The sequence below is a fragment of the Micromonospora sp. NPDC049044 genome (genome assembly GCF_040649215.1).
Classification (GTDB): Bacteria; Actinomycetota; Actinomycetes; order Mycobacteriales; family Micromonosporaceae; genus Micromonospora.
The window spans coordinates 147,822-163,027 of record NZ_JBEZFA010000007.1; the positions used below are offsets into that span (position 1 = coordinate 147,822).

19 protein-coding genes, 1 tRNA gene and 1 pseudogene are annotated in these 15,206 nt (G+C 69.2%); 14 read left to right on the forward strand and 7 right to left on the reverse strand.

Features of this window, described 5'->3' with window-relative positions; all coding sequences use genetic code 11:
* The first annotated feature begins 55 nt into the window (after positions 1-55).
* The 8 genes from AB0B85_RS07950 (at position 56) to AB0B85_RS07985 (ending at position 6,759) form a co-directional block, all read left to right on the forward strand.
* On the forward strand, positions 56-616 hold the full coding sequence (locus AB0B85_RS07950) for a helix-turn-helix transcriptional regulator (RefSeq protein ID WP_357404765.1): 561 nt from the start codon (positions 56-58) through the stop codon (positions 614-616).
* A gap of 115 nt (positions 617-731) precedes the next feature.
* Positions 732-1,451 carry a protein phosphatase 2C domain-containing protein gene (locus AB0B85_RS07955; RefSeq protein WP_357404767.1) on the forward strand — a complete coding sequence of 240 codons (720 nt, stop codon included), beginning with the start codon at positions 732-734 and terminating at the stop codon, positions 1,449-1,451.
* A gap of 104 nt (positions 1,452-1,555) precedes the next feature.
* Entirely contained in the window at positions 1,556-1,894 is a 339-nt protein-coding gene (locus tag AB0B85_RS07960; RefSeq protein ID WP_357404769.1) for a PadR family transcriptional regulator, read from the forward strand.
* The gene (locus AB0B85_RS07965; RefSeq protein ID WP_357404771.1) at positions 1,891-2,736 is read left to right on the forward strand and encodes an ATP-binding cassette domain-containing protein; all 846 of its coding nucleotides are present in this window, start codon (positions 1,891-1,893) and stop codon (positions 2,734-2,736) included. The genes AB0B85_RS07960 and AB0B85_RS07965 overlap by 4 nt, the downstream gene beginning before the upstream one ends.
* Positions 2,733-3,425 carry an ABC transporter permease gene (locus AB0B85_RS07970; protein ID WP_357404773.1) on the forward strand — a complete coding sequence of 231 codons (693 nt, stop codon included), beginning with the start codon at positions 2,733-2,735 and terminating at the stop codon, positions 3,423-3,425. The genes AB0B85_RS07965 and AB0B85_RS07970 overlap by 4 nt, the downstream gene beginning before the upstream one ends.
* 80 nt (positions 3,426-3,505) lie before the next feature.
* On the forward strand, positions 3,506-4,696 hold the full coding sequence (locus tag AB0B85_RS07975; RefSeq protein ID WP_357404775.1) for a GNAT family N-acetyltransferase: 1,191 nt from the start codon (positions 3,506-3,508) through the stop codon (positions 4,694-4,696).
* Between the two features lie 54 nt (positions 4,697-4,750).
* Positions 4,751-5,506 (forward strand): ZIP family zinc transporter, encoded by a 756-nt coding sequence (locus AB0B85_RS07980; RefSeq protein WP_357404777.1) that lies wholly within the window; start codon positions 4,751-4,753, stop codon positions 5,504-5,506.
* Positions 5,507-5,574: 68 nt separating this feature from the next.
* Positions 5,575-6,759: a hypothetical protein gene (locus AB0B85_RS07985; protein ID WP_357404932.1), complete on the forward strand. Its 1,185-nt coding sequence runs from the start codon at positions 5,575-5,577 to the stop codon at positions 6,757-6,759.
* Here the strand turns inward: AB0B85_RS07985 and AB0B85_RS07990 are convergent.
* Complete coding sequence (locus AB0B85_RS07990) at positions 6,753-7,835, reverse strand: NAD-dependent epimerase/dehydratase family protein (RefSeq protein WP_357404779.1); 1,083 nt, start codon at positions 7,833-7,835, stop codon at positions 6,753-6,755. The genes AB0B85_RS07985 and AB0B85_RS07990 overlap by 7 nt on opposite strands.
* Before the next feature lie 631 nt (positions 7,836-8,466).
* On the opposite strand from AB0B85_RS07990, the gene AB0B85_RS07995 reads away from it, so the two are divergent.
* Positions 8,467-8,538: transfer RNA gene (locus AB0B85_RS07995), tRNA-Lys, on the forward strand.
* Positions 8,539-8,549: 11 nt separating this feature from the next.
* Here AB0B85_RS07995 and AB0B85_RS08000 read toward each other — a convergent pair.
* The gene (locus AB0B85_RS08000) at positions 8,550-8,864 is read right to left on the reverse strand and encodes a hypothetical protein (RefSeq protein WP_357404781.1); all 315 of its coding nucleotides are present in this window, start codon (positions 8,862-8,864) and stop codon (positions 8,550-8,552) included.
* Positions 8,865-9,299: 435 nt separating this feature from the next.
* Entirely contained in the window at positions 9,300-9,683 is a 384-nt protein-coding gene (locus AB0B85_RS08005; RefSeq protein WP_357404783.1) for a hypothetical protein, read from the reverse strand.
* 333 nt (positions 9,684-10,016) lie between these two features.
* Here AB0B85_RS08005 and AB0B85_RS08010 point away from each other — a divergent pair, with 333 nt between their 5' ends.
* The 4 genes from AB0B85_RS08010 (at position 10,017) to AB0B85_RS08025 (ending at position 12,326) form a co-directional block, all read left to right on the forward strand.
* Positions 10,017-10,535: a hypothetical protein gene (locus tag AB0B85_RS08010; RefSeq protein WP_357404934.1), complete on the forward strand. Its 519-nt coding sequence runs from the start codon at positions 10,017-10,019 to the stop codon at positions 10,533-10,535.
* A 498-nt stretch (positions 10,536-11,033) separates the two neighbouring features.
* Positions 11,034-11,288 carry a hypothetical protein gene (locus tag AB0B85_RS08015; protein ID WP_357404785.1) on the forward strand — a complete coding sequence of 85 codons (255 nt, stop codon included), beginning with the start codon at positions 11,034-11,036 and terminating at the stop codon, positions 11,286-11,288.
* On the forward strand, positions 11,270-11,686 hold the full coding sequence (locus AB0B85_RS08020) for a type II toxin-antitoxin system VapC family toxin (RefSeq protein ID WP_357404787.1): 417 nt from the start codon (positions 11,270-11,272) through the stop codon (positions 11,684-11,686). Before AB0B85_RS08015 ends, AB0B85_RS08020 begins: the two co-directional genes overlap by 19 nt.
* Before the next feature lie 214 nt (positions 11,687-11,900).
* The gene (locus AB0B85_RS08025) at positions 11,901-12,326 is read left to right on the forward strand and encodes a hypothetical protein (protein WP_357404789.1); all 426 of its coding nucleotides are present in this window, start codon (positions 11,901-11,903) and stop codon (positions 12,324-12,326) included.
* Positions 12,327-12,345: 19 nt separating this feature from the next.
* On the opposite strand, the pseudogene AB0B85_RS08030 reads toward AB0B85_RS08025, so the two are convergent.
* The 4 genes and pseudogenes from AB0B85_RS08030 to AB0B85_RS08045 all read right to left on the reverse strand — a co-directional run.
* A pseudogene (locus tag AB0B85_RS08030) lies at positions 12,346-12,519 on the reverse strand (site-specific integrase); the annotation flags it as partial.
* Positions 12,518-12,775, reverse strand: a complete 258-nt coding sequence (locus AB0B85_RS08035; RefSeq protein ID WP_357404791.1) for a hypothetical protein — start codon at positions 12,773-12,775, stop codon at positions 12,518-12,520. The pseudogene AB0B85_RS08030 and the gene AB0B85_RS08035, both read right to left, overlap by 2 nt.
* Positions 12,776-12,797: 22 nt before the next feature.
* Complete coding sequence (locus AB0B85_RS08040; RefSeq protein ID WP_357404793.1) at positions 12,798-13,121, reverse strand: hypothetical protein; 324 nt, start codon at positions 13,119-13,121, stop codon at positions 12,798-12,800.
* A 154-nt stretch (positions 13,122-13,275) separates the two neighbouring features.
* On the reverse strand, positions 13,276-13,818 hold the full coding sequence (locus tag AB0B85_RS08045; RefSeq protein ID WP_357404795.1) for an AAA family ATPase: 543 nt from the start codon (positions 13,816-13,818) through the stop codon (positions 13,276-13,278).
* Between the two features lie 66 nt (positions 13,819-13,884).
* Here AB0B85_RS08045 and AB0B85_RS08050 point away from each other — a divergent pair, with 66 nt between their 5' ends.
* Positions 13,885-15,099 carry a hypothetical protein gene (locus AB0B85_RS08050; RefSeq protein ID WP_357404797.1) on the forward strand — a complete coding sequence of 405 codons (1,215 nt, stop codon included), beginning with the start codon at positions 13,885-13,887 and terminating at the stop codon, positions 15,097-15,099.
* Positions 15,100-15,206: the final 107 nt, after the last annotated feature.

Below are 15,206 nucleotides of genomic sequence, written 5' to 3' on the forward strand. Positions count from 1 at the left end.
CGATCCTCCCGGGGTGTTCCGTTTACGGAACGACAGTGTGTAGCACGATAGCCGGGTGCCGCACCCGCCACCAGCCCGCCGCCCGGGCCTCGACGTGGACCCCGCCGTCGTCGGCCGCCGAGTCCGCGCCCTGCGCGAGGAGCGCGGAATCTCACTGTCCACCCTGGCCCGGCTCGCCGGCGTCGGGAAGGCCACCCTCTCCGGCCTGGAGCACGGCACCCGCAACCCGACCCTGGAGACGCTCTGGGCGGTCACCGCTCGACTCGGCGTACCGCTCACCGCCCTGCTGGCCGAGCCCACCGCCGGGCCCACCGCGCACGGCACCGCGGTCACCGCGACCCTGCTGGAGGTGTTCACCGACACCGATGCGACCTACGAGCTGTACCGGATGCGGGTCGCGCCCGGCCCGGTGCAACTCTCGCCCGCCCACCAGCCGGGGGTCACCGAGCATGTCACCGTCTTCGCCGGGGTGCTACGCGCCGGCCCGGCGGACGCACCGCTTACCGCGCCGGCCGGTGGCCACCTCCGCTGGGTGTCCGACGTGCCGCACAGCTACGCGGCGGTGGGTGCCGAGGAGGTCGCCGCCAGCCTCCTGCTGCGCTACCCACGCCGCTGAGACCCCGCCGATCGGTCACGCACCGTCGGGTCCGTCGACGAAAATCGCAATCATTTCTCGACGCACGCAGGAGGCGTAGAGACGAAGGCGGGGTGTTCTTGGCAAGCTTGACCCCATGACGCTGATCCTCCGCTCGGCCATCCTCAACGACATCGGCCTGGTCCGCACCAACAACGAGGACTCCGCCCTCGCCGGTGACCGCCTGATCGCCGTCGCCGACGGCATGGGCGGGCTGCCCGCGGGCGAGGTGGCGAGCGAGATCGTGATCCGGATCCTGGACGAACTGGCCCCACCCACCGATCCCGACGGTGCCGCCGACGCCCTGCGCGCCGTGGTCAGCACCGCCAACCAGCGCATCCACGCCGCCATCACGGTCGACCCGAGCCGCGACGGGATGGGCACCACGCTGACCGCGGCGCTGCTGGCCGGCGAGACGCTGGTCCTGGCCCAGGTCGGCGACTCCCGCTGTTATCTGCTGCGTGACGGGGAGCTGACCCAGCTCACCCGGGACGACACGTTCGTCCAGGCCCTTGTCGACCAGGGCACCCTCGCCCCGGAGCAGGCCCGCCACCACCCGCAACGGTCCCTGGTGACCCGGGCCGTGCAGGGCGCCGACACCCCACCGGCGATCGGTGTGCTCACCGTGGTCCCCGGCGACCGACTGCTGCTGTGCAGCGACGGGCTCTCCGACTACGTCGAGGACGACGCCATCGCGGCGGCGCTGGGCATGTACGCCGATCGCCAGCAGTGTGGCGAGCAGTTGGTGAAGCTGGCCCACCACGCCGGCGCACCGGACAACGTGACAGTCGTGGTCTCCGACGTCGTCGCTCGCTGAGCTCAGCCGACCCCGCTCGACGGTCCGTGGCGGCGGCCGTGGCGGGGTCCGGCCGTCCTGCTAGGTAGTTGCGCCATCTAGCTGGCGCCGCTACTGTCCGGCCTGTGGATTCCGACCGGCGCGGGCAGTGGCTGCGGGGAGTGCTCGACATCTGCGTGCTGGCCCTGCTTGCCGACCGCGAGTCCTACGGCTACCAGCTCGCCCAGGCGCTCGACGCCGCGGGCGTCGGTCCCATCCAGGGCGGCACGCTCTATCCGGTGCTGCTGCGTCTACAGAAGACCGGCCTGGTGTGCGCGCAGTGGCGGGAGGGCAACGCCGGGCCGGCCCGCAAGTACTACCGGCTCACCGACGACGGGTACGCGGCTCTCCGTACGGGCGGCAACGCCTGGCTCACCTTCGTCCAGCCGGTGAACGACATCGTCACGAAGGGGGTCACCCGGTGAACGCCGACGATTGGCTGCGCACGCTCACTGTCGAGCTGCACCACCGCCGGGTCGCGGCGGACGCCGCCCGGCACGTGGTCGCCGAAGCGGCCACGCACCTGCGCGAGGGGGGCGGCGACCCGTGGGTCGTCTTCGGTCCACCCCAGCAGTACGCGGGCGCGGTGGTGGAGAGCATCGGCACCGCACCCGGACCGCGTCCCGGGCCGGTCCGGCTGCACGCGGAGGGCATCACCAAGCGCTACGGGCGGCGAACCGTGCTGCGCGACGCCACGCTTACCGTCCGGGCCGGACAGATCGCCGCCGTCGTCGGCGCCAACGGCTGCGGCAAGAGCACCTTCCTGCGGATCTGCGCCGGGCTGATGTCCCCCGACGCCGGTTCGGTGACCGTCTCCGGGCGACTCGGCTATTGCCCACAGGCCGGCGGCACCGCCGACTTCCTGTTCGCCGACGAGCACTTCGTCCTCATCGGTGCCGGCCAGGGCGTGACCCGGGGGGCAGCGCGCCGGGCCGGTCGGGGTGCGGCTCGCCAACTCGGTTGGGAGGCGGGCGGGGAGGTGCAGGCCCGCCACCTGTCCGGTGGCACCCGGCAGAAGCTCAACCTGACCATGTCCACCCTCAACACCCCGGACGTGCTGCTGCTCGACGAGCCGTACCAGGGCTTCGACCAGGGCACCTACGTCAACTTCTGGGATCAGCTCAGCCGGTTGCGGGACACCGGCACGGCGATCGTGGTGGTGACCCATCTGCTCAACCAACTCGACCGGGTGGACCTCGTGCTCGACCTGACGCCGGCGCAGGTGGCCCGGGGGCACGCGCCCGTACCGCAGGGAGGCCACCGGTGAACCGGCTCATCACCGTCGCCGAGATGACAGTGCGGGAGTTGCTGCGGCGTCGGGGCGTACTCCTGCTGTTGTTGTTGATGCCGTTGACCTTCTACCTGATCCGGCGGGACGCCTACCTCGGGCAGTCGGTCCGCTCGCTGCTGCTCGGGGTGGGCTGGGCGGTGAGCACCGCCGCGCTCTTCGCCACCACCGGGGCCCGTGAGTTGGAGCCGAGACTGCGGTTGGCCGGCTACCGGCCCCACCACCTCTACCTCGGCCGGATGCTGGGCCTGTGGGTGGTTGGGCTGATCATCGCCGTGCCGTTCTTCGCGCTCCCCATGATCGACGGTGCGGACCTGCGTTACGGCGGACTGGCCGCGGCGCTGCTCTGCTCGGTAGGGGTGGCGGCGCCGTTCGGGATGCTGATCGGCGCGCTGCTGCCCCGCGAGATGGAGGGGACGCTGCTGCTGCTCACCGTCATCACGGTGCAGATGCTCATCGACCCGGCCGGGTCGGGGGCGAAGTTGACGCCGTTCTGGTCGACCCGGGAGATCGCCACCTGGGCGGTCGACCACACCGACCAGGGCTACCTCTCCCGTGGCGTGCTGCACGGGCTCGTCGTCACCGCCCTGCTCGCCGGCTGCGTGGCCGCTGTGGCAAGCGTCCGGATGCGCCGCCGTCGGCACCTGCGACACCTGCCGGTGGGCTGACCGGCCCGCCGGTCCGTGCCGACGTCGCGGATACCGTCAATTCGGTGGTGCAAGCCGGCACGGCAGGTTGAGATGAGCGGATGACCATCCGCCGGGTGACCGCCGACGAACGTCTCACCACCAGCTTCCCGCTGGCCGCGTACGCCTTCGAGTCGTCGCCGCTCGGTGCTGCCCGGACCGAGGAGTTCCGCGACTACCTGCCCTACAACGAGGGCAACCGGACGCTTGTCGCCGAGGAGGACGGTGTCACGCTGGCCGCCGTCTCGGCCATCCCGATGCGGCAGAACCTGCGCGGGGCGGTGCTGCCGATGGCAGGTGTCGCCGGGGTCGCCACCCACCCGCTGGCCCGCCGGCAGGGGCACGTCCGGGCGCTGCTGCACCAACTCCTCGACGAGGTACGCGACGAGGGGCACCCGGTCAGCGCGCTCTACCCGTTCCGGCCCAGCTTCTACGCCCGGTTCGGCTACGCGGGGTTACCCAAACCGCGCCGGGTCACCTTCTCCCCCGCCCACCTGGGCTCACTGCTGCGCGTGAACCTGCCCGGCGAGGTGGGCTGGGAGCGCATCGCCGCCGGCTATCCGGTGTGGCGGGCGTTCACCGAGCGCTGCCTGACGGAGCGGCACGGTTTCGCGCTCTTCCCGGACTACCGATCGAACGGGATGCGCGACCGGGACGAGTACTGGCTGCTCACCGCCCGCGTCGACGGCGAGGTCACCGGTGCTGTGACGTACCGGATCGACGGGCACGGCGGCACACTACACGGCAACGAGTTGCTGGTCACTGATCCGCTCGCCCGGGCGTTGCTGTTGCAGTTCTTCGCCCGGCACGTCGACCAGATCGAGCGGGTCACCGTCCAGGTTCCGCCGGACGAGTTGCCGGAGCTGTGGTTGACCGACCTGGACGTGCACGTCGAGGCGCGGACGGCCATTCCGGGTTCGTCGGCCCCGATGGCCCGGCTGTTGTCGCTCGACGCGTTGCGCGGGCTGCCGTCCGGCCCGGGTCGGGTGCGGGTCGAGCTGACCGGGGACCGCTGGCTGGCCGGCACCCACCTGCTGGACGGCACGACCGGCGCGCTCGAGGTGGTCGCCGACACCACCGGCCACGTGCCGACCGCGACCCTCACGGCGGCCGGGCTCTCCGCCCTGGCGTACGGGGTGCTGGATCCGGCCGAGCTGCCGTTGCGGGATCTGGGCGTGGTGCCGGTGGACGCCGCCGCCGAGTTGCGCAACATATTCCCCCGCCGGGTGCCGTACCTCTTCGCCGACTTCTGAGCCGCCCTCACTACCGGGTTTGACGCCCCGGCGAGCGTGGGTAGGGTCCCGCGAATGCCGGAGTGGTTGCAGGCGGGTGGGTGGGGGCTACTAGCCGGTTCGGCCCTGCTGGTCGGGGCGGCCGTCGGTTGGTTCACCCGGGTGCCGCGGCGCGTCATCGCGTCCATCATGGCGTTCGGGGCGGGGGTGTTGCTCTCCGCCGTGTCGTTCGAGCTGATCGCCGAGGCGCACGAGCAGGGCGGGCTGCTGCCCACCGCACTCGGCGCGGCCGGTGGCGCGGTGATCTACACGCTTGCCAACCTGGCTCTCGCCCGGCACGGCGCGCGGCACCGGAAGCGCTCCGGCGACCAGCAGCCCTCCGAGGGTGAGCAGCCCGGCTCGGGGTCGGCGATCGCGGTGGGTGCGCTGCTGGACGGCGTACCGGAATCGGTGGTGATCGGCGCGAGCCTGCTCAGCGGCGGCACGGTCAGCCTGGTCACGGTGGCGGCGGTCTTTCTCAGCAACGTTCCGGAGGGGTTGTCCAGCGCGGCAGGCATGCGCCAGGCCGGCCGGTCCCGGCGGTACGTCTTCCTGCTCTGGACCGGGATCGCGCTGATCAGCGGGGTGGCCGCGTTGCTCGGCAACACGGTGCTGGGCGGTGCGCCGCCGGAGGTGCTGGCCGGCATCACCGCGCTCGCCGCCGGGGCGATCCTCGCGATGATCACCGACACCATGGTCCCGGAGGCGTTCGAGGACGCCCACCTGCTCGTCGGCCTGATCACGGTCGCCGGTTTCCTTACCGCGTTCGCCCTGTCCCACGCCCCGCATTAACCGGGGATTAATCCCGCCCGGAGGATTGGTCGCGACGCCGGTGCGACTCCTAGCATCACGGGGTGCGCATGACGTCGCTTGCCGCCCTGCTCGTCCTCGCTGTCGCCACGGCGACGCTGCCCGCCTGCGCGGCCAACGAGCCGGCCCCCGCCTCCCAGCCCGGTCCGTCCGCCGCTCCGGTGGTCCCGCCGACGGAGGCCCAGACCGCTGCGCCGCAGACCCGCGACGGCCTCGGTGGGCCGGGGCCCAGCGCGAGCCCGAAGCCCGCCGCGAAGGTGCTCGCGGCCGGCAACCCGAACGGCCACGCCACAGTCCCGGCCGAGGCCCGCGCGGTGGACACCTCGAAGCCGACCCGGACCATCGGCACCGGCACCCCGGCGAGCTGCACCTCCGCGGCGGTCGTGAAGGCCGTCGCGGCCGGCGGTGTCATCACGTTCAACTGTGGACCGGCCCCGGTGACGATCAAGATGACCGCCACCGCGAAGGTCCGCAACGCCAACGGGCCGAAGATCGTGCTGGACGGCGGCGGCACTGTCACCCTGAGCGGCCAGGGGCAGCGCCGCATCCTCTACCTGAACACCTGCGACGAGGCCCAGGGCTTCACCACCTCGCACTGCCAGAACCAGGACCACCCGCAGCTCACCGTGCAGAACCTCACCTTCGCCGACGGCAACTCCACCGGCGAGAAGGCCGAGGGTGGCGGCGGCGGGGCGATCTTCGTCCGCGGCGGGCGGTTCAAGGTGGTCAACTCGCGCTTCGTCCGCAACCGGTGCGACCGCACCGGCCCGGACCTGGGCGGCGCCGCCGTCCGGGTGCTGAGCCAGTTCGAGAACAAGCCGGTGTACGTGGTGAGCAGCACCTTCGACGGCGGTTCCTGCTCCAACGGAGGTGCGTTGAGCAGCATCGGTGTCTCCTGGGTGGTGCTCAACAGCGTGCTCAGCCACAACGAGGCGATCGGCAGCGGCGCCAACCCGGCCAAGTCCGGCACGCCCGGCGGCGGCAGCGGCGGCGCGATCTACTGCGACGGCAACGAGTTCACCGTACGGATCGCCGGGACGATCATCGAGAACAACAAGGCCAACGAGGGCGGCGGCGCGGTCTTCTTCGTCAGCAACAACCGCACCGGCACGATGACTATCGAAAACTCGACCCTGCGCCGCAACCCCAGCGGCAAGTTCGAGACCCGGGGCTTCCGCGGCATCTTCTTCCTGGGCGCCCGGAACCCCACTGTGACAGGTTCCAAGCTTCAGTAGGGGTTTCCCTGGCCCGGCGGGCGAGCCTGGAGCAGGGCGGCGGGGCGGCCGGGCAGGTCCCGTGCGCCGGACATCGGTGGGCTCGTCGTGTGGTCGCCGTCGGCCATCCCGGCGAAGAGTTCCTTGAGCGCCGTCAGTGCACTGATCTTGGGATGCCACCCCAGCTCGGTCTCCGCCCGCTCACTCGACATCAGCGGGGCGTTCAGGCCCAGCTCCACCCAGCCCGCGTCGACCGGCTGCAACCGCGCCCGCCAGGTCAGCGCCGCCGCCGCCCGCAGCACCGGCGCGGCGACCGGCACCGTCCAACCGTGGAAGTGCTGGGCCACCAACTCCGGGGTGAGCACCGGGTCCGCGGCGACGTTGAAAGCGCCGCGCACCTCACCCAGAACCGCCCGGGTGTACGCATCGGCCACGTCATCGGCGTGCACCGCCTGCATCCGCAACCGGCGGTTCGTCGGCACGAGCGGGATGCGGCCGAAGCGCAGCAGTCGCACCGGCGCCAGCGGGCCGAGAAAATACCGGGTGATCTCCGCACCGGCGGCCCGTTGGAAGATCAGCCCGGGTCGGATCCGCACCACCCGCAGCGTCGGGTGATCACGCTCGATCCCGTCCAGCAGCGCCTCCACCTCGGCCTTGTGCTCGCTGTACGACGAGCCGGGCACCCCCGTGGCCGGCCACCGCTCACTGATCGGGTGGTCCTTCGGGCCGGGTGCGTAGGTGCCGACCGACGAGGCGTACACCAACGCCGGCACACCAGCCCGGACCACCGCCTCGAACACCGCCCGACTGCCCTCGACGTTTGTGCGGCGCAGCACCCGCTGGTCGTGGCTGGGCTGGATCTGCCAGGCCAGGTGCACCACCGCGTCCGCACCCGCGAACACCTCGACGAGCTGGCCCGCCGCGCCGGGGGCGCCAATGTCGCAGGAGTGCCACCGCACCTGGTCGTACGGCTCACCGGCATCCGGGCCGGGCAACCGCCGGACCACCCCGGCCAACTCCACGTCCCGCTCCTGGCGCAGCCGCCGCAGCACCGCCGTACCGACATTGCCGCTGGCCCCCACCACCACGATCCGCATGCCCGACCCCGTACCCGCCCAGCAGCAGCTCAACCACCCACCCCGCAGGGTCCGCGGGCCCGGCGCGCGGCGCGGCTTGATCCACTCGGCCTCCTGAAAGTCGCGGTATCCCGGCGGGCTCGACACCCCGACTTCCGGAAACCCGAGTCGATCAAGGGCGAGGAGAGTCCCGGACCCAGCCGTGCTTCTCCGTCCCCCGCCGGCCAGTGGTAGCGGCCAGGCAACGCGGGCAGATCCAGCCCACCGCGTCAGCCTCCGTGAGCACATCGGTACCCGAATAATCGAAGCGCACATGCGGGAAACGACGCAGCCGGGTCCGGCTGAGAGCCAGGCCGCACACGGTCTGGTTCTGACCGGGCCGCCAGGCGTGCACCTCGCCCCCCGGCTGGCGTACACCGTCCGGCCCGACCTCCTCACCCGACGCCGCCACAGCCGGGATGCTGCTCGCCCTCATGCCCATCCCGGTTCCCCACCCACCCACACCCATGCGTCGCCTGATCGATTTCACCACCCCGGGCTCGGCGGTGACCCGCGATGGTCAGGCACGGCGAGCGCCCGCTGACGGCAGGCGTCGACGGCCGGCCGGAAGCCGAGAGTCGCCAGCGCTCACCGTCGGGTAACCTGAGCGCGCGGGCCGCTAGCTCAATGGCAGAGCTGTGGACTTTTAATCCATAGGTTCAGGGTTCGAGTCCCTGGCGGCCCACCCTTTACCTCTTATGAACTGCGTAAACGCCAGGCAAAGATCATCTGACACAACCAGGGCACAACCTGGATCCGATCTTGGCCGGTGGAGGGTTCCGGCCGCTTGCCGTCTGCCTGCCGTAGGAGGTTGCCGACCAGGCCGCGCGGGCGGTCCTTCTTCGGCAGCCAGCGGACGTAGGTTTCCAGCGTGATCCGCAGGTTGGCGTGCCGTAGCGCCTTCTGCGGCTCGACGCCGTTGCTCATCACGGCAGTAGCGAAGAAGTGGCGCAGGGAATGGAAACTGCCTTCCTTCGGCCAACCAGCCGCCTCGCGCCAGTCCGCCCACAACTCTCTTAGTTCCCCTTCAAGATCAGATCTTCGCCACCCGTAGGGTCACAGGGGTGAGGTGTCCGCCTCGTTCACGGGAGGCGGCGTGAAGCAACCACGCCGGACGGCGGCACGCTGACGAGGGCTGGCATGGACGAAGCTCTGAGCGTGCGGCCGTTCCCGGGCGAGGGCGGACGCGGTGCACAGAGCTTGTTAACGAGATCTCGCGGATTGATGCGACGAAGTGTTGTGGCCGGCAAGCAAGGCGTCCACGAGGGGCAGTAGGTGCCGGTGATCGTCGCCCATGTCAGCCATCCTGGCAGCCGGATGTCCGTGCCGCGATCCGGGGCGGAGGGGCGTGACTACCTCGAGGCCATCGAGTCCGCCGAAAGTCAGCGTGCTCGGTGATTCGTGACCGAGGCCAACGGTCATCGCAGGTAAGACGCCGGAGGGTGGTCAGTCCTTCGAATCCGGATAGTGCAAGACGACCCCCCGCCAGTAGGCAACGCCGAGCGCGACCGCAGCGCCGAGCCAGAGCAGGGCCAGGACCCGCGTCGAACTCTTGTCCATGACGATCCATCCCAGCCCGATGAGGGAGAACTGGACGGCGAAGACCGCGCCGACGGTGAGCATCATGTGTCGTCGCGGCGGAACCCGACCCTGCGTTCCGTCGGTCTGGCCGATGAGGAACGACGCCGCGAAGGCCAGGCCCACCCCGACCAGCATCATCGGTACGCCCCAGATCCGGTAACCGGGCTCGGAGACGAGCAACACCACCAGGCCCAGCGGGAAGAGCAGCATGGAGAGCGTGAGCGCCGGGCTGCTGGCGCGTTGACGCATGACGTGCCTCCTCGTCGCACGGTTCGCCGTTTGTGGGTGGATCGGTCCGGGAGCCCTAGATCGGTCAACCCGTCTTCTCAGTTGGTTGATACCCAGATCACCAACGTGTCACGACGGGGCGAGCAAGGTCGAACAGCCGTGGCGCTGGCTTACTCCACAAGATCCGGAACAGGCACGGAATGATCAAGGCCGCGCCTCTCGGCGATCGGCGGGTTCCGCCTTGTAGATACACCGTTCCGTAGCTTGCCGCTAAAGCTTCCTAATCCGTGTGTCCTTCGCCAGCAGGCTGGCTGTTGGCCACGGCTTGGCTCAGACTGCTGGGCTGTGGAGATCATGCCTGGAGTTGGCGTTGATGCGGTAAAGATCGGTGACTACCGAGATGAGGTGGAACAGCGACTTGGCCCGCCGGTTCATCCCGGCCGAGATCGAAGGGCCGTTTACGCGTCGGACCCCATGCTGATAGTCACGTACGACCGAGACGACATCGTAGAGCTGGTTGAGGCTGGCTACAGCGGTCATCACGGCGGCGACGAGGTCTTCTTCAACGGTGTGCAGCTCACATACAGGTTCATGGAGGACGTGGTGGCCGACCTCTCGGCGATGGGCCACCACGGGACGCCGTTCGATATCGGGTTCGTGTTCGAACCGGGCTTCGCGATCTTTTCTATGTCCTCGCTGTGGGCGCTCGACCTGGACCCCCAAGCCAGCGAGGACGATGAGCGCCAGATCGTTGAGGGCGTATCGATCGCACCCCGCGCGTACTTAGATTACGGGCCGCCTGCCGACGCCACCCCTGAACAGCTGGAGGCGTGGTTGCGTAAGGAAGGCGTCCTTCCACCTGAGCCTGCATGACTGACCGCAGTGGCACGCCAGCAAGCGTCAAGCGAGGCGCGGACAGCGAGGCAGCGGGACGGCAGCAAGAGCCTCGGTGCGTGCGTGCCGGTCTCGAGCGCGAAGCGATGACGGCTGGCACCTGCTCGTCAACGAGGACAGCCATCGGTCGGCAGCATCCGACAGATTGGGTCCGCATCCCCCCGACCGGGGGTCAAGGCCAAAGGCAGGACATGCAGTGCATGCGATGGATGGCCAAGATCGTCGGGCACAATTGACGCCGACAAGGGCTGTCAACCGCTGTAAGGCAACGAGAAGCCTCGCGTAGGTCAGGGCACCGATCCGCCCGACCTGAGATGATCCATCGGCTACCGGAGGGGTTCAGGTTCGAGTCCCCGGCGGCCCACGGACTTCTCTGACCTGCGGTTCTTGGCCATGCCGCAGTCGTCATGCGAACCGGTTGATCGAAGCTTCGAGACTTTCCTGGGAAGCGGGCAATGCTGCATGCATAATGAATGCATGGTTGCTATCCAGATTCGTGATGTGCCGGAGGAAGTGCGGGACGCCTTGGCGGCCCAGGCCAAGGCGCGCGGGCAGTCCCTCCAGGCGTACCTGCTGGAACTGGTGGAGACGCAGGCTCGCCGGCTGCGTAATACGGCGGTCCTTGATCGCTTCGCCGGCCGATCGGACGGTGCTCGCTCCCTGCCGGGGGAGAGCGCGGCCGAGTTGAACGACCAGCGGGAGCAACGCGGACCGTGGGGAAGCGCCGCGTGATCGTCATGGATGCGTCGGTTCTGGCCGACGCTCTGGTAGATGACGGGCCGGTCGGCGACGCGGCGCGGGCGGAGCTGACCGGAGATCCGCACTGGGCCGCGCCGAGCCATCTTCTGGTCGAGGTCATGTCGGTGATCAGAGGCAAGGTCCTCGGGGGGAAGCTCGGTCTTGCCCGGGCTCAGGAGGCGGTCGACACCCTGCCTTCGTTGGTTATCGATGAGGTTGCCATCGCTATGCTGCTCGACCGGATGTGGCAGTTGCGGGGCAATGTCACGGCGTACGACGCGGCTTACGTCGCGGCGGCGGAGTTGATGGCCTGCCCACTCGTGACCAGTGACGGTCGGCTCGCCAAGGCCAGCGGCGTCCGCTGCGGGTTCCGATTGCTCTCGGTGTCCTGACGGTAGCCGCCCGAGGATCATCGGCCTGACGCCCTTGGGCCGGCCAACCTGAGTGGAAGCGGGTCACCGGCGATCGTCGCGGGGTGGTTCGCATGGTGGTACCTCCGGCCCACTATTCAGCAGGTCAGCGGTCCCGTCCGGGGTCGCTGTTGCCATGTTCGGGGCCGGCACAGCCGCGAAGTGCAGCAGTGGACCAATCGCCAGCCTGACTTCCGTGTCGGGGATGCTCTCCAATGCGGCGGCGGACCGAATAGCTGGAGGGCAGACGATGACTAACGGACCGCTCGTGCGCAATTCGCGGCTGCTCGGCCTGTTCGTCGAGATCGTTCAAGGGCCCGAAGGGAGCCTGAGGGCAGTCGAGACCGCCGGCCGTGGCATCACGGCAGAAGCACGCTGCACACTGACCGTGGTCGCAGACAAGATGACCACCATCTCCGGCAGCTCGGCCGACGCACGTCAGAGAAGCCTCGCCTGCGCCGACCGACTCATCGAACTGGGTGCCATCGAAGATGACCTGAGCGAGTTGTGGTCCCGCCGCCGGAGAGGCGAGCTTGACGAGGCCGCGTTTGAGGTAAGCCTCCTGCGAATAGTCATGCGCCTGGAGGCGTGGCCGCAATCCTGGCCGCGCATGCCCGACTGAGCGGCGGCATGCCCATCCCTCACCGGTCGAGCGTCTGGCCGAGCCGCTTGAGCGCGTCGAGGGTGGCCGCCGACGAAACCACCGTGTAGATCTCCATGGTGATGGCGAACTGCGCGTGGCGAAGGATCTGCATCGCTACCCGAGGGTGCACGTCCAGGTCCGCCAAACGCGAGGCACAGGTCCGCCGGGCGTCAGTCCGAGGTTCGGATCTGCTCCAGGTACGTCAGAGGTTCCCGGCGGAACTCCATGAGCTCCCGCAGCGCGTCCTTCTCGGCCGTGGTGATCACAACGTCCTCCTCCGACAGGGCGCCGACGAGCTCCGTGATCGCCAGGTCCCAGGCCCCGGCGCCGGCGGAGGCCAAGACGAACGGCCGGTGATTCGGGCTGATCCTGGGTGCGAGCTGGTCGGTGATCTGGCGGCTGTACCAGTAGAAATCGTTGACTTCCATGGGTCTCCCGTGGGTTCGGTGGCTAGGCCGGCGGGTTGGTGGTGACGCCCTCGCCGCTGAGGAGGTGGCCGCCGGAGATGCTGCCGTCCTTGTCCAGGGTAACGACGCAGGTGATTCCGTCGCGGGTGCCGCTGACGACCCAGCCGTCGCCGTGGGGACGCGCCTGAGGACGGCTGTAGGGGTGCCCTGCGTCCCTGGCGCATTCGAGCAGCCGCCGGTCGTAGGTGACGAAGGCAGTGAGTGCCGTGCCGGACGCGTTGGCCAACACTTGGGCGGTGGCCAAGGTCAGGGGGTCCGGCGAGTTTCCGGTGCGCTGTTTGATGGTGATCTCCCACGGGGGGTTCATGTGCCGATGCCGAAGTCGTCGGCGGTCTCGGCGTTGGTCTGTGGCGAGTCCCAATCACCGGAGAGGTCCGTTGCCCGGCGAGGGAGCCGACTGCGGTGCGGTTAGCCCGCCGGACCAGCGGTACGACCTTCGCCACCGGGGTGCCCGCCCGGTTTTAGTGCACCGCCTCAGTTGAGCTTTTCCCGGTAGCTCGGCGGACGATCTGCGCGGCAGCGTGTGCGGGAGTCAGGTGCGTGGTGTCGACGACCTCAGCCTCGGCATGAAGCCACGTACGGGCCGCCTCGGCGTAGGGCTCGAGGTACTTGAGCCGGAACGGCGACGGAACGGGGTGTTCCCCCTCGATACGCCCGCGGAGGGTGGCTTCGTCAGCGTGGAGGACGAAGTGCCTTACCGGAATGGCGTGTTGGGCGAGGCCCGCACTGATTTCGCGCCAGTACTGCTCGACCAGGACAGTCATGGGTATTACCAAAGTGCCGCCGGTGTAGTCGAGCACGCGGCGGGCGGTCTCGACGACGAGCTGCCGCCACGGCGGCCAGTGCTGGAAGTTGTCAGTCTCGGGCAGCCCGGGTGTGATGTCCATGAGCGTCTCGCCGACCTTCTCGGCGTCGAACACCCGTGAATCCGGGATCAGTTGCTGCACGAGCGAGCTGGTAGTCGTCTTGCCCGCGCCGTGGGTGCCGTTGAGCCATACGATCACGGGGCACATTAACGCGCGTGAGCAACCGGACGATCTGCGCCAGGCTCGGCCACCTAAGGTGGTCAGATGTCCCATCGCTCGGTACCCGCCGAGGATTTTGACTGGTCTTCTGTGGACCATGCGTACGGCCCTGCCGTCGAGATCCCGGCCCTCCTGCGTTCTGTCAGGTCGGACAGCCAGGAGGTTCGCCAAGACGCATACGGCGATCTCGTCGACCTGCTCGTTCATCAGGGCTCCCGGTTCGAGGCCAGTGCTGCGGTGGCCCCTCACTTGATCGACATTGTTGCTGATCCGGCGGCCCCGGACCGCTTTGCTGCCTGCCAGGTGTTGGCGGCGATCGCGGTGGGCGATGAGAGTTCATGGCTCAGCGACCGTCCTGATCCATCAGACCTGAGGGCTGACGTTCAACGCCGCGCGCCATTGAGCCGAGAGGAGTTGGAAGCGGAGCACAGGGCCTGGGTCGCGGCGGCACCGAATGAGGAGGAGCGCAGCGCACGGGAACGGCGAGCCGAATGGGGTGACGTCGAGGCAGACCGTGACGAGCAGCGGTGGACGATAGAGGCGTACGACGCGGTGCGGGTCGGGGTGCCTGTTTACGTGGCAGCGCTGCAAGCCTCGGAGGCTGCGGTCCGGTTGTACGCCGCTCACCTGCTCGCCTGGTTTCCTGAGGACGAGGGGTTGGTCGGCCGAGCGCTGACCGATCTGATTCGGCGGGAGGCGGACCCGGTCGTCGCGGCAACTGCCTGTGTCGCGGCGGGCCTCGGGTGCCCTAACGGCGGCGCGGCGTTGGTCGACGCGCTTTCCAGCCGGCGAGGCAGCGTCAACCGTGCCGAGCGCTGGTCGGCGGTGTTGGGCCTGTCGAGCATCCTGCGGCACCCGGACCGATCCTTGGTCAGCGACCTCTATGCATGCCTCTTCGGGGCTACTGAGCCCGTACCCTATTGGCCGTTTCTCGAGGGCGACATGGCCGGCATGGCGGCCCTGACGATCGCAGAACTAGCTCCCGAAGCCGCCGGTGATCGAATCGACGTGCTGGCGGAAAGGGTCGCTTCGGCTGATCACACCGCAGATGCCTTTACCCTGCTCACCGCCCTGTTGGACGCAGCCTTCCCCGCCGGGCCGAGACCCGATGGTGTGGGCTTCGCCGACCTCACCCCAACCCAGCAGAGAGCCCTCTGGACGGTGCTGAGCAGCGGCATCCTGCCAGCCCTGCCAAGGCTGCTCAGCCGCTACAACCTGCCCGACAGTGAGCAACAACTTCGGACCTGGTGTCGAGCTTGAGGTCTGTTGGTGATCGATGAGCAGGGCTGCCGCTTCCGGCGGCGTCCGTACGTGCGCCGAGGTCCGCTTGGCGTGACCGCCGGCGCGCGGTGGCCCTGCTGTCACCC